This is a genomic window from Phycicoccus sp. Soil748 (genome assembly GCF_001428025.1).
Classification (GTDB): Bacteria; Actinomycetota; Actinomycetes; order Actinomycetales; family Dermatophilaceae; genus Pedococcus.
In genome coordinates this window covers 362,332-374,845 of record NZ_LMSC01000012.1, presented here as the reverse complement: position 1 = coordinate 374,845, position 12,514 = coordinate 362,332, and the positions used below count along the sequence as shown (strand labels likewise).

Below are 12,514 nucleotides of genomic sequence, written 5' to 3'. Positions count from 1 at the left end.
GCCCATGCTGCTCGAGGGCAAGAAGCTGCTCATCACCGGTGTCCTCATGGACTCCTCGATCGCCTTCCACGTCGCCAAGATCGCGCAGGAGCAGGGTGCCGAGGTCGTGCTGACGTCGTTCGGCAGGACGTTCAGGATCACCCAGACCATCGCCAAGCGGCTCCCCACGACGCCGCCGGTCGTCGAGCTCGACGTCACCAACCCCGAGGACCTCGACAGCCTCGCCGAGCGGCTGGGCGAGCACGTCGACCGCCTCGACGGCGTGCTGCACTCGATCGGGTTCGCCCCCCAGGGTGCGTTCAACTTCATGGAGGGGACGTTCGAGGACGTGTCCACCGCGATGCACGCCTCCGCCTACTCCCTCAAGGCCCTCGGCGTCGCGACCCTGCCGCTGATGCAGGGCGGCGGGAGCATCGTGGGCCTGACGTTCGACGCCAAGTTCGCCTGGCCGGTCTACGACTGGATGGGCGTCGCCAAGGCCGCGTTCGAGTCGACCAACCGCTACCTGGCCCGCGACCTCGGCCCCAAGGGCATCCGCTGCAACCTCGTGGCGGCAGGCCCGATCCGCACCACGGCGGCCAAGTCGATCCCGGGGTTCGCGACGTTCGAGGAGACCTGGAACACCCGGGCGCCGCTCGGGTGGGACGTCAACGACGCGGTCCCGGCAGCCAAGGCCTGCGCCGCGCTGCTGTCCGACTGGTTCCCCGCGACCACGGGCGAGATCGTCCACGTCGACGGCGGCGTGCACGCGATGGGCCAGTGACGCGGGGGGTGCCCACCCACTGACCGGCGCGACCGCCGGTTCTGCCCGCGCGGCGGGCCGCCACTAGGCTCCCCGCATGACTTCCGAGACCCCCGTCGCCGTGACGGAGGTACGGGTCCTGGAGGGCCCCAACCTCTACTTCGCCAAGCCGGCCATCAAGGTCAGCCTGGAGCTGCCGGGCTACCTCGCCGCCGACGAGGCGGTCCTCAAGGAGGTCGCGCGGGCGGTGGCGCTGCGCAGCCCGAGGCCGGGGTCACCGGGTACGGAGCAGCGCCAGCGGTTCGTCATGCGCCTGGTCGAGCGCGCCACCCGGCGGCTCGCTGCCGCGAGCGGCACCACGCGCCTGGGCGTCCGTACCCGTCCCGGGAGCCGGCCCGACCAGGTCGTCGTCGCCTTCGTGTGGCGCCGCCGTGGTCGCGCCCGTGCCCTCGGAGAGGGAGTGGCACCCGTCCTGGCGGCGTGGCTCGAGCGCCGCGACGACGTGGCCGAGCTCGGAGCGCAGGTGGCCGCGGCACCGGAGGGGGACCGTCCCTCCATCCTCGTGCCGACCATCCCCGTCGCCTCCGTGACGGGCACCAACGGCAAGACCACCACGACCCGGCTGCTCGGCCACATCGGCATGACGGCGGGGTTGCGCACGGCGTGGTCGTCGACCGACGGCGTCGTCGTGCAGGGCGAGCTCGTGGAGGCGGGCGACTACTCCGGCCCGGCCGGTGCGCGTGGCGTGCTCAGCGCGCCCGGTGTCGAGCTGGGCATCCTCGAGACCGCCCGTGGCGGCATGCTGCTCAAGGGGATGGGCGTCGCGCACAACGACGTCTCGGTGGTCACCAACGTCTCGGCCGACCACCTCGGCCTGCAGGGCATCGACACCGTCGACCAGCTCGCCGAGGTCAAGGCCATCGTCACCAAGGCGACCCGCATCGGCGGCTGGACCGTCCTCAACGGCGAGGACCCCCGCGTGTGGGCCATGCGCACCGGCTCCAAGGGCAGGCCGTGGGTCTTCACGCTGCGGGCCGACGCCCCCGCCGTGCGAGAGGCCCTGGATGTCGGTGGCCGGGCCATCACCGTCCTGGACGGCGACATCGCGGTGCTCGAGAACGGTCGCGACCCCGACCGGCTGGTCAGCATCCTCGACGTGCCCGCGACGATGTCCGGGCTCTCGGTGCACAACATCGCCAACGCCCTCGCGGGCGCGGCGGCAGCCCTCGGCCTCGGACTTCCACGGGCCGCCGTCATCGAGGGCCTGCGCACCTTCGTGCCCGACGACCGGCTCAACCCCGGGCGGATGAACACCTACACGCTGCGCCGGGAAGACGGGTCGGCCATCACCGTCATCGTCGACCTCGCCCACAACGAGGCGGGTCTCGAGGCGCTCATGGACGTCGCGCACGGAATGAAGGTCCCGGGTGGTCAGGTGCACCTGGGCCTCGGGCTGGCCGGTGACCGCACCGACGAGCTGCTGGAGGCCATCGGGGAGATGGCGGGTCTGCGCGCCGACCGCGTCGTCGCGGCCCACAAGGCCCACTACCTGCGCGGCCGCACCATGGCCGAGCTCGAGAGCCACCTGCGCGTCGGCCTGGCCCGTGCGGGTGTCTCCGACATCGACTCCTACGACACCGAGCTCGGGGGCCTGCAGGCCCTGGTGCCCGGTGCCGCGGACGGTGACGTCGTGGCCCTGATGTGCCATGCCGAGCGCGCACAGGTCGCCGCCTGGCTCGCCGGGCAGGGGGCCACCGCCGACGGTCCCGAGGACATCCGGCGCAAGGTGGTCGCCGCCCGCGGCGAGCATGAGCTCGAGGCGCAGATCACCGCCATGTGGGACCTGTCCGACGACGTCTCCCGCGTGGAGTGCGCCCAGGCCCTGCAGGCCTCCAGGCCCGGCGACGCCCGTCTGGTCCACGAGCTGGCATCAGCCCTCGATGCGGCCGGGCGCGAGGCGGAGGCGATCGACCTCTACCGCAAGGCCCTCGCCGCCGGCCTGCGGGAGCCGCACCGGCACCGCGCCCGTATCCAGCTCGCCTCCAGCCTGCGGGTCACCGGCCAGGCCGAGCTGGCCCACTCCTTGCTCACCGAGCTCTCTGCCGAGCGGCCCGGCAGCGTGGCGGTCGAGGCGTTCCGCGCCCTGGCGGCCGTCGACACCGGTCGCGCCCGCGAGGCGGTGGCCGACCTCGTCGACCTGCTGCTGCACCACGCGGGTGACGAGGACACCCTGAGCTACCAGCGGGCGCTCCACGCGTACGCCGCGCAGCTGCGCGACGCCTGAGCAGCCCGTCCCAGCGGGGTCCNCCCGTCCCACCTCGCTGGTGGGACGGGCCGATCCGCTGTGTGGTCAGCTGGTGGCGGGCTCGACCTCGGAGGCCTCGGCCGCGGCTGCCTCGTCACCGGCGGCCTGGGCCTCGCTCTGCATCTCCACGGGGTCGAGGTCCGGGTCGCCGATGCCCTGCTTGTTGTGGGCGCCGGCCTGCGCGTGCTGGGTCATCTGCTCGAGCTCGCCGAGGACCTCGGCGTGCTGGTCGACGCAGAGGACGACGATGTCTCCGGGGTTGGCCCGGGCCATGCAGTGGCGCACGGCCTCGACCTCGTTGAGCACGGTCTCCACCTGGCGGCAGCGGACGCCCTCCTTGCCGATCTCGGCCTTGGCGCCCTCGGCCACCAGGGCCGCGGTCTCGCCCACGGGACGGCCGCGCTTGCGCTCGTCCTCTCGGACGACGACCACGTCGAAGTGGCGCGCGGCGATGGCGCCGAGCTCGCGCATGTCGTCGTCGCGCCGGTCGCCCGCGGTGGAGATCATGCCGATGCGCGAGATGCGGCCCAGGTCGGCCTGGCCGTCCTTCTGCGCCGCATACCCCTCGACGAACTCACCGAGCACCCGCATACCGGGAGCGTTGTGGCAGTAGTCGACGAACACGTCGGTGTTGTGCACGTTGACGAGGTTCATGCGTCCGGGGGAGAGGTAGTAGCTCGTCGTGAACGTGCGCAACCCCTGGCGGATCTCGTGCAGGCCGGCCCCGGCGGCAAAGGCGGCGCCGGCGGCCGCCATCGCGTTGGCGACGTTGAACTTCGCCGTCCCACCGAAGGTGGAGGGCAGCAGGTGGGTCCAGGCGAGCTGCATGGAGCGGCGACCGTGCTTGATGACGATCATGTCGCCGCGGTCGGTGTGGTCGAGGACGACGGCCCGGCCCCCGCGGCGGCAGTGGTCCTCGATGAGCTCGCGCACCTTGGTGCCGGCGGGCTGGAGGGAGAACCACACGATGCCGCCCGAGCAGCGGCGACGCATCTTGCGCACGAGGTCGTCGTCGGCGTTGAGGACGGCAAAACCGTTGCGGGGCACCGCTTCCACGACGACGGCCTTGACGTCGGCGAGCTGCGAGAGGGTGTCGATGCCCTTCATCCCGAGGTGGTCCGGCGCGATGTTGGTGACGACGGCGACGTCGTTGCGGTCGTACCCGAGGCCCTCGCGCAGGATGCCGCCGCGGGCGACCTCCATGACGGCGAAGTCGACGCGCGGGTTCTGCAGCACCATCCGGGCGGACCGCGGACCGGAGGCGTCGGCCTTGTAGACGAGCCGCTCGTCGATGACGATGCCGTCCGTGGAGGTCATGCCGACCTTGTGGCCGATGCCCTTGAAGATGTGGGCGATCATCCGCGAGGTGGTGGTCTTGCCGTTGGTGCCGGTGACGGCCACGATCGGCACCCGCGAGGGCGACCCCGGCGGGAACAGCAGGTCCACGACCGGCTTGGCGATGTACTGCGGCTCGCCCACCGTCGGGTGGGTGTGCATGCGGAACCCGGGGGCGGCGTTGACCTCGCAGATGGCCCCGCCGGTCTCACGGACGGGGGAGGCGATGTCGGGGCAGATGAAGTCGATGCCGGCGACGTCGAGCCCGATCATGCGGGCCGCCTCCTCGGCGATCTCGACGTTGTCGGGGTGGGCGTCGAACGTGCGGTCGACTGAGATTCCGCCAGTGGACATGTTGCCGGTGAGCGCGAGCTTGACCATCTGCTCCTTCGGCGGCACGTCGTCCATGCCGAAGCCCTGGTCGCGGACGAGCCCGATGGCGGCGTCGTCCACCTTGATGCGCGTCAGCACCTTCTCGTGCCCCACGCCTCGACGCGGGTCGGCGTTGGTGATCTCGACGAGCTCGGCCACCGTGTGGGTGCCGTCGCCGATGACGTGCGCCGGCACGCGCTCGGCGATCGCCTGCATGCGGCCGCCGACGATGAGGCACCGGTAGTCACGACCGGTGACGAAGGACTCGACGATGACGTAGCCGCGCCGGGACTCGCCCTCGGCGACGGCGAAGGCCTCGCGGACCTCGTCGTCGGAGGTCACGTCGAGGCACACGCCGCGGCCGTGGTTGCCGTCGAGCGGCTTGACCACGACGGGGAACCCGATGCGCCGGGCCGCGGTGACCGCGCCGTCGGCCGTGCGCACGGTCTCCTGCTTCGGCACGGGCAGGCCGGCCGACGCGAGCAGCCGCGTCGTCATGTCCTTGTCGCTGGCGATGTCGACGGCGAGGGCGCCGGTCTTCGACGTCATCGTCGCCCGGATGCGCTGGGCGTGGACGCCCTGTCCGAGCTGGACCAGCGAGGCGCTGTTGAGGCGGATGTAGGGGATGTCGCGGGCCACCGCCTCCTCCAGGATGGCAGCGGTCGACGGGCCGAAGGCAGAACGCTGCGCCCGCCGCAGGAAGACGTCGAGCTCCTCGCGGAAGTCGAACCCTTCCTCGGGTTCGACGAGGTGGTTGACCAGCCGCACGGCGAGGGTGCCGGCCGCGAGGCCCACCGTCTCGTCGGCGTAGTCGTAGATGACGTTGTAGCGGCCCGGTTGCCCCTTGACCGCACGCGTCTTGCCGCGTCGCAGGTCGTGGCCGGCCTCCTGCTGCAGCTGCAGGGCGACGTGCTCGGCGACGTGGCCGACCCAGGTGCCTTCGCGCAGCCGCTCGATGAAGCCGCCCTTCACCCCACGGGAGCAGGTGTGGTTCTCCAGGCCCGGCAGGAGCTCCACGAGCTGGTCGGTGAAGCCCACGAGCGTGTCGGTCGGGTAGCCCTCCAGGACGCCGAGGTCGACCACCAGGTGGATCGCCGGGCTGTAGGACCAGATGTTTCCGCCGCGGTAGACGCGGGACTCGACGATCGAGAGCTCCGGGGCTGCAGGCCCGGTGGGGGTGGGGCGGTCGGCCATGGGTTCTCCTTGCGGGTGGGGCAGTGCAGGGCGGCCGTCAGGCCTTGGCCGAGGCCAGCGCGACGGCGGCGTCTGCGTGCTTCTCGACGAAGTCGACGAGCTGGACCTCGGCGAGGTCGAACGTAGCGCCTGCAGGCAGCGAGTGCACGACCGCACCGGAGACCATCAGGGGCGCTCCACGGCGGGCGTCCGGGGCGTCGGAGGCGGCCTCGCGGCAGTCGAGGACGAACACGGCGCCGGAGCCGTGGACCGTGAAGACCCGGCGGTCGCGGACCTCGATCGCGGTGTCCTCGTCGATCCCGATGCCGATGAGGCTGGGGGACGCTGCGACCATCGACATGAGCCGGCCGTAGCGCGAGCGCTGGGCGAAGTGCTGGTCGATGATGACGCCCTCGAGGAGCCCCAGCCCGGCGCTCAGCTGGCTGTGCCGCTGGCGGGGCGTGATGCCCTCGTCGCCCATCGAGATCATGAACTGGCTCATGATCGAGGCCCCTGCCGAGGTGCCGGCGATGACGGCTCCGCGGTCGTGGGCACGGTGCAGGGCGTCGCCGAGCGGCGTCCCGGGGAACCGCTGGCTGAGCTTGAGCTGGCTGCCGCCGCTCATGAAGACGCCGGTGGCCTCGTCGATGAGGGCGACGGCGGCCTCGTCGGAGGCGTCCTGGCGGGTCTGGGGGTTGACGACCGAAGGGGCCGGGGCGCCGAGGCGGGTGAAGACCTCGGTGTAGGCCTCGGTCACCTCGTCCTGGAAGGACGACGCCGTGGGGATGAGGACGATGCTGGCCCTGCGACCCCCCGCGAGCCGGACGAAGCGGCGCAGCACCGTCGCCTTGCCCACGCGGTCCTCTGCACCACCGATGATCAGGAGGGTGGGTTTGCGTCGACGCGGGGGCGGGGCCATTGCGACAGCCTAGGGATCAGGGGTGGACGACCGGAGGAGCGGGGGTCGGCGTGCCGTCGGCCTCGTCCGCCTCCTCGATCTCCTCACGCGTGATGCCGAGCAGGTAGAGGACAGCGTCGAGGTAGGGCACGTTGACGGCGGTGTCGGCCTGCTCACGCACCACGGGCTTGGCGTTGAAGGCGACGCCGAGCCCCGCCGCCTCGAGCATGTCGAGGTCGTTGGCCCCGTCGCCGATGGCGACGGTCCGTGACAGGGGCAGGCCGGCCTCGGCGGCGAAGCGGCGCAGCGCCTGGGCCTTGCCCGCCCGGTCGACGATGTCGCCGACGACCCGGCCGGTGAGCAGCCCGTCGCGCACCTCAAGGCGGTTGGCGTGCGCGTGGTCGATGTCGAGCTCCCGGGCGATGTCCTCGACGATCTCGATGAAGCCGCCGGAGACGACCGCGACGGTGAACCCGAGGCGCTTGAGGGTCCGCACGAGGGTCCTGGCGCCCGGGGTGAACTGGATCCGGGCGCGCACCTCGTCCAGGACCGACACCGGCAGGCCCTCGAGGGCGGCGACCCGCTGGCGCAGGCTCGCGGCGAAGTCCAGCTCGCCCCGCATCGCCGCCTCGGTGACCGCGGCCACCTCGGCCTGACGTCCCGCGTGCTCGGCGAGCAGCTCGATGACCTCGTCCTGGATGAGGGTCGAGTCGACGTCCATCACCACCAAGCGCCGCCCGCGCCGGGCCAGGCCGCCCGCCGCGACAGCGATGTCGAGCCCGTGGACGCTGGACTCCAGGGCGAGCTCCCGGCGCAGCCGGTCCACGTCGGCACCGGACACGTCGAGCTCGACCGTCGTGACCGGGTACCGGGACAGGCGGCGGATGCGGTCGATGTTGGCGCCGTGCGAGGCGATCCGGGCGGTCACCGCGGCGACGCCGCTCGCGCGCAGGGGCGCGCCGAGCACGACCACCGCGGCCCGGCCGCTGCGCTTGCGGCGGGTGTCGCCGGTGCCCTTCTTGATCTTGACCTTGAGGTCGAGCTCTGCGCCGACTGCGAGCAGGACCTCGCGCAGGCGTGACTCCGCCTCGCCCGAGACGAGGAGCATGGCGAGGGTGAGGTGCCCACGGACGACGACCTGCTCGAGGTCGAGGACCTCGGCGCCCACGTCCGCGATCGCGTCGAAGAAGGTGCTGGTGACGCCGGGTCGGTCCTCACCCGAGATGGTCACGAGGAGGGTCTGCGCGGTCACGTCGGGCACACCTCGACGATATCGACGCGCGTCGACGTACCCGGTGCGAGTCTCGCCATCCGACCGCGGCGGACGGATGCGGGCCGTTCAGGAGGCGCGGTGCAGGCTCCGCCGGGTCGTCGTCGTGCCGGGGAAGGATGCGGTACCGGGCCGGCTCCCCGCGGTGGCGACACGGCGCAGGAGCACCCACACGGGCACCAGCCCCACCACGGCCAGGACGAGGAACGGCACCACCAGGTCCGTGGAGACCACCGTCGAGCTGGGGTCGGCGGCTGCCCCGAATGCCTGGTCCACCGCGATGCTGACCGCCTCGACCACCCACAGCACCAGACCGGCGAGCACCACGACGGCGCCCCTGGCCTCGCGGCGCGACAGCCAGCCCGCGGCGACCACCATGAGGGGCAGCCAGACGGCCAGGTCCTGCACGTAGATGGCGTTGGTCGTCACGCCCGTGCCGTCCAGCATGGGGGTCGGCGCGGCGTCGTCGAGCGCCGGGACGACGTTCGCCAGCCAGAGGAGCGCGTTGAGCCCCGCGACGACCCACACGTAGGCGGCCACGCCACGCACTGGCGCCTCGCGAACGACCGTGCCGCCGAGGTCCCAGACCTGGGGGGTCGCCAGCAGCGCCCCGGCGCTCCAGAGGCCGGTGCCGAGCATGGCCACGTAGAGGAGGAAGGCCGAGTTGAACGGCGTCAGGAAGAGCAGCAGGACGGCGTTGTAGACGAGGTAGAGGGTGGCGCCGCCCCAGAAGACGAGTGCGACGGCGGCCCCGCGCCGGGCGGCCGCCACGGAGGCGAGCAGGAGCGGTACAGCGACCGCGACGACGACCAGCGAGGTCCCGCGTGCGGAGCCCTGCATGGCCTCCGGGCCGCTGAGCAACCCGTGGTCCCAGAGCGTCCACAGCCCAGCCGCGAGCGACACGACCGCGGTGGCCGCTGCCAGCCGCACGGGTAGCCGTTGCTGCACAGCCATCTCAGCCCTCGATCCCCGGGCGCTGGTGCCCGCACCACCATGGTCGTCAGTGGCGAGGGGCGGCGACGGGGGCCAAGGTCCCGGCGGTCAGTCCCCGGGGTGGGCGTCGCGCCAGGCGACGAGGTCCCGCAGGGGACCCAGGTCGTAGCGAGGGCCGCCCACGCCGACGGTGAACAGTCGCGTGCCGACGTCGTACAGCGCCTGCGCGCCGGCTGCGTAGTCGGCGACGTCCTCTGGCAACCGCCCCGGCTTGGGGGAGACCCCGGAGGAGCGCTCGATCTCCGCGGGGTCGCGACCGACGTTGCCGCACCACTCGTCGAGCACTGCGTGCTTGTGCGCGATGGTGCCGGGGTCGCCGAAGCCGTGCCAGATGTCGGCGTGCTCCGCGACGATCTTGAGTGTCTTCCTCTCGCCGCCGCCGCCGATGAGCACCGGGATGTCCCGTGTCGGTGGCGGGTTCAGCTTGGCCCAGCGGTCGCGGACGAGCGGCAGGTCACGGGCAAGGGCGTTGAGCCGACCGCCCGCGGTGCCGAACTCGTAGCCGTACTCGTCGTAGTCGCGCTCGAACCAGCCGGAGCCGATGCCCAGGATCAGCCGGCCGCCACTGATGTGGTCGACGGTGCGGGCCATGTCGGCGAGGAGCTGCGGGTTGCGGTAGCTGTTGCAGGTCACGAGGGCGCCGATCTCGACGCGCTCGGTGGCCTCCGCCCAGGCGCCGAGCATGGTCCAGCACTCGAAGTGGGCGCCGTCCGACCGTCCGTACAGGGGGTAGAAGTGGTCCCAGTTGAAGACCACGTCGACGCCGATCTCCTCGGCCTCCGCGGCCGCACGCCTGATGGAGGCGTAGTCGGCGTGCTGGGGCTGGAGCTGGACCCCGATGCGGATGGGGCGACCGGCACCCGTCACGGGGTGACCTCCTGCGACTTGGCGATGACGGTCAGGCCGGACTCGGTGACCATGAAGCCCCGCTCCCGGTCACGCTCGGGGTCGACACCCACGGTGGTGTTCTCGGGGATGTAGACCTCCTTGTCGATGATGGCCCGCTTGATCGTGCAGCCACGGCCCACCTCGACGCCGTCGAGCAGGACGCTGTCGTCGATGGTCGTGCCGCTGTGGATGTGGCAGCGCGGGGACAGCACCGAGTTGGTCACCGTGGCACCGGAGATGACGACGCCGGGGGAGACGGCCGAGTTGTGCGCCTCGCCGTACTTGCCAGCCGCTCCGTGGACCAGCTTGGCGGGCGCGAACGGGCCGTAGTCGGTGTAGATCGGCCAGTCGTAGTTGTAGAGGTTGAAGACCGGGTGGATGGACACGAGGTCCATGTGTGCCTCCCAGTAGGAGTCCATCGTCCCGACGTCGCGCCAGTAGGCCTGGTCACGTTCGGTGGCGCCCGGGATGACGTTGTCCTTGAAGTCGTAGACGTACCCGCGGCCCTCGTCGACGAACGCCGGCACGATGTCGCCGCCCATGTCGTGCTTGCTGCCCGGCCGGTCGTTGTCGCGGGTCACCGCGTCGATGAGGACGTCGGCGTCGAAGACGTAGTTGCCCATGGACGCCAGGACCTCGTCGGGGGAGTCGGGGAGCCCCTTGGCATCAGTGGGCTTCTCGCGGAACGCACCGATCTTCCGACGGTCGTCGTCGTCCACCTCGATGACGCCGAACTGGTCCGCCAGCGAGATCGGCTGGCGGATGGCAGCCACCGTCACACCGGCACCGGTCTCGATGTGCTGGGCCACCATCTGGGAGAAGTCCATCCGGTAGACGTGGTCGGCACCGACGACCACGACGATGTCGGGCTTCTCGTCGTGGACGAGGTTGAGGCTCTGGAAGATCGCGTTCGCCGAGCCGAGGTACCAGTTCTTGTCGATCCGCTGCTGGGCCGGCACGGGGGTGACGTAGTTGCCGAGCATGTTGGACATGCGCCACGTCTTCGTCACGTGGCGGTCGAGGCTGTGCGACTTGTACTGCGTCAGCACGACGACCTTGAGGTAGCCCGAGTTCACGACGTTGCTCAGGGCGAAGTCGATGAGGCGGTAGATCCCGCCGAACGGCACCGCGGGTTTCGCGCGGTCCGCCGTGAGCGGCATCAGCCGCTTTCCCTCCCCACCGGCGAGGACGATGGCAAGAACCTTCGGGACTCCGCGTCGGTACGGCATACCGCCGACCCTAGGGAATCCCCGGTGAAGTGGCGAGCCCTGTCCGCGAACGCGTTCCGCCACTACGCTCGCCGGGGTGAGAGTCGACATCCTGACCAAGGAGTACCCGCCCAACATCTACGGCGGCGCCGGGGTCCACGTGGCCGAGCTCGTCAGGGCGCTGCGCGAGCGTGGGGACATCGACACGAGGGTCCGGGCGTTCGGTGCGCCGGTGCAGGAGGAGGGCACGACCGGGTATGCCGACCTCCCGGACCTCGCGTCCGCGAACGCGGCCGTGCGCACCATGGGCGTGGACATCTCGATGGCGGGTGACTGCGCCGGTGCCGACGTCGTCCACTCCCACACCTGGTACGCCAACTTCGGTGGGCACGTCGCGAGCCTGCTGGGCGGGATCCCGCACGTCGTCACCGCCCACAGCCTCGAGCCGATGCGGCCGTGGAAGGCGGAGCAGCTCGGCGGTGGCTACGCCCTCTCGTCCTACATGGAGCGCACGGCCTTCGAAGGAGCCGCCGCCGTCATCGCGGTGAGCGAGGGCATGCGCCAGGACGTGCTGCGGGCCTACCCCGGCGTCGACCCGGAGCGGGTGAAGGTCGTGCACAACGGCATCGACTCCGAGCTCTGGGCACGGCACGAGGACCACGACGTCGTGCGCCGGCACGGCGTCGACCCCGACGGCAGGTCGGTGGTGTTCGTCGGCCGTATCACCCGGCAGAAGGGCCTGCCCTACCTCCTGCGGGCCGCCGCCAAGCTGCCGCCGGACGTCCAGCTGGTGCTGTGCGCCGGGGCGCCGGACACCCCCGAGATCATGGCCGAGGTCGAGGGCCTCATGGCCGAGCTGCGGGCGACTCGGGAAGGCGTCGTCTGGATCCCCGAGATGCTCCCGCGCGCGGAGGTCATCGCGCTGCTGTCCGCCGGCACCGTCTTTGCCTGTCCCTCGATCTACGAGCCCCTCGGGATCGTCAACCTCGAGGCGATGGCGTGCGAGCTCGCGGTGGTCGCCACGGCCACGGGTGGCATCCCGGAGGTGGTCGTCGATGGTGAGACCGGCTGGCTCGTCCCGATCGAGCAACGCCAGGACGGCAGTGGCATCCCCCTCGACCCCGAGAGGTTCGTCGCCGACCTGGCCGCTGCGCTCACCGAGGCCGTGAGCGACCCCGCGCGGGCGCAGCGGATGGGCGTCGCCGGGCGGCAACGCGCGGTCGAGTCGTTCTCGTGGGCCAGCATCGGGGAGCAGACCCTGGCCGTCTACCGCGAGGTGCTGGCCGACCGGCCGTCCGCCGGCTGAGGCGGTCAGAGGACGCGGACGAGT

Annotated in this window: 9 protein-coding genes; 3 read left to right on the top strand and 6 right to left on the bottom strand. The window is 71.7% G+C overall.

The window, feature by feature from the left end; all coding sequences use genetic code 11:
* Positions 1-4: 4 nt before the first annotated feature.
* Positions 5-763 (top strand): enoyl-ACP reductase FabI, encoded by a 759-nt coding sequence (fabI, locus tag ASG70_RS18030; protein WP_056885198.1) that lies wholly within the window; start codon positions 5-7, stop codon positions 761-763.
* Between the two features lie 76 nt (positions 764-839).
* The gene (locus ASG70_RS18025; protein WP_056885197.1) at positions 840-3,026 is read left to right on the top strand and encodes a tetratricopeptide repeat protein; all 2,187 of its coding nucleotides are present in this window, start codon (positions 840-842) and stop codon (positions 3,024-3,026) included.
* Between the two features lie 66 nt (positions 3,027-3,092).
* Here ASG70_RS18025 and cphA read toward each other — a convergent pair whose 3' ends face one another.
* The 6 genes from cphA to glgC form a co-directional block, all read right to left on the bottom strand.
* The gene (gene cphA / locus ASG70_RS18020) at positions 3,093-5,948 is read right to left on the bottom strand and encodes a cyanophycin synthetase (protein WP_056885196.1); all 2,856 of its coding nucleotides are present in this window, start codon (positions 5,946-5,948) and stop codon (positions 3,093-3,095) included.
* A 37-nt stretch (positions 5,949-5,985) separates the two neighbouring features.
* On the bottom strand, positions 5,986-6,846 hold the full coding sequence (locus tag ASG70_RS18015) for a cyanophycinase (protein ID WP_056885195.1): 861 nt from the start codon (positions 6,844-6,846) through the stop codon (positions 5,986-5,988).
* A gap of 16 nt (positions 6,847-6,862) precedes the next feature.
* The gene (gene serB / locus ASG70_RS18010; RefSeq protein WP_200949340.1) at positions 6,863-8,077 is read right to left on the bottom strand and encodes a phosphoserine phosphatase SerB; all 1,215 of its coding nucleotides are present in this window, start codon (positions 8,075-8,077) and stop codon (positions 6,863-6,865) included.
* Between the two features lie 87 nt (positions 8,078-8,164).
* Positions 8,165-9,049, bottom strand: a complete 885-nt coding sequence (locus ASG70_RS18005; RefSeq protein ID WP_156400080.1) for a hypothetical protein — start codon at positions 9,047-9,049, stop codon at positions 8,165-8,167.
* 87 nt (positions 9,050-9,136) lie between these two features.
* Entirely contained in the window at positions 9,137-9,955 is an 819-nt protein-coding gene (locus ASG70_RS18000; RefSeq protein WP_056885192.1) for an LLM class F420-dependent oxidoreductase, read from the bottom strand.
* A complete protein-coding gene (glgC, locus tag ASG70_RS17995) occupies positions 9,952-11,205 on the bottom strand; it encodes a glucose-1-phosphate adenylyltransferase (protein ID WP_056885191.1) in 1,254 nt (417 codons plus the stop codon). Before glgC ends, ASG70_RS18000 begins: the two co-directional genes overlap by 4 nt.
* Before the next feature lie 76 nt (positions 11,206-11,281).
* On the opposite strand from glgC, the gene glgA reads away from it, so the two are divergent.
* On the top strand, positions 11,282-12,490 hold the full coding sequence (gene glgA / locus ASG70_RS17990) for a glycogen synthase (RefSeq protein ID WP_056885190.1): 1,209 nt from the start codon (positions 11,282-11,284) through the stop codon (positions 12,488-12,490).
* The last annotated feature ends 24 nt before the right edge of the window (positions 12,491-12,514 follow it).

What these genes read in the sequence shown, in the direction of transcription:
- cphA (WP_056885196.1), bottom strand. Translation starts at nt 5,948, where the DNA reads ATGGCCGACCGCCCCACCCCCACCGGGCCTGCAGCCCCGGAGCTCTCG.
- glgC (WP_056885191.1), bottom strand. Translation starts at nt 11,205, where the DNA reads ATGCCGTACCGACGCGGAGTCCCGAAGGTTCTTGCCATCGTCCTCGCC.
- ASG70_RS18015 (WP_056885195.1), bottom strand. Translation starts at nt 6,846, where the DNA reads ATGGCCCCGCCCCCGCGTCGACGCAAACCCACCCTCCTGATCATCGGT.
- fabI (WP_056885198.1), top strand. Translation starts at nt 5, where the DNA reads ATGCTGCTCGAGGGCAAGAAGCTGCTCATCACCGGTGTCCTCATGGAC.
- ASG70_RS18025 (WP_056885197.1), top strand. Translation starts at nt 840, where the DNA reads ATGACTTCCGAGACCCCCGTCGCCGTGACGGAGGTACGGGTCCTGGAG.
- ASG70_RS18005 (WP_156400080.1), bottom strand. Translation starts at nt 9,049, where the DNA reads ATGGCTGTGCAGCAACGGCTACCCGTGCGGCTGGCAGCGGCCACCGCG.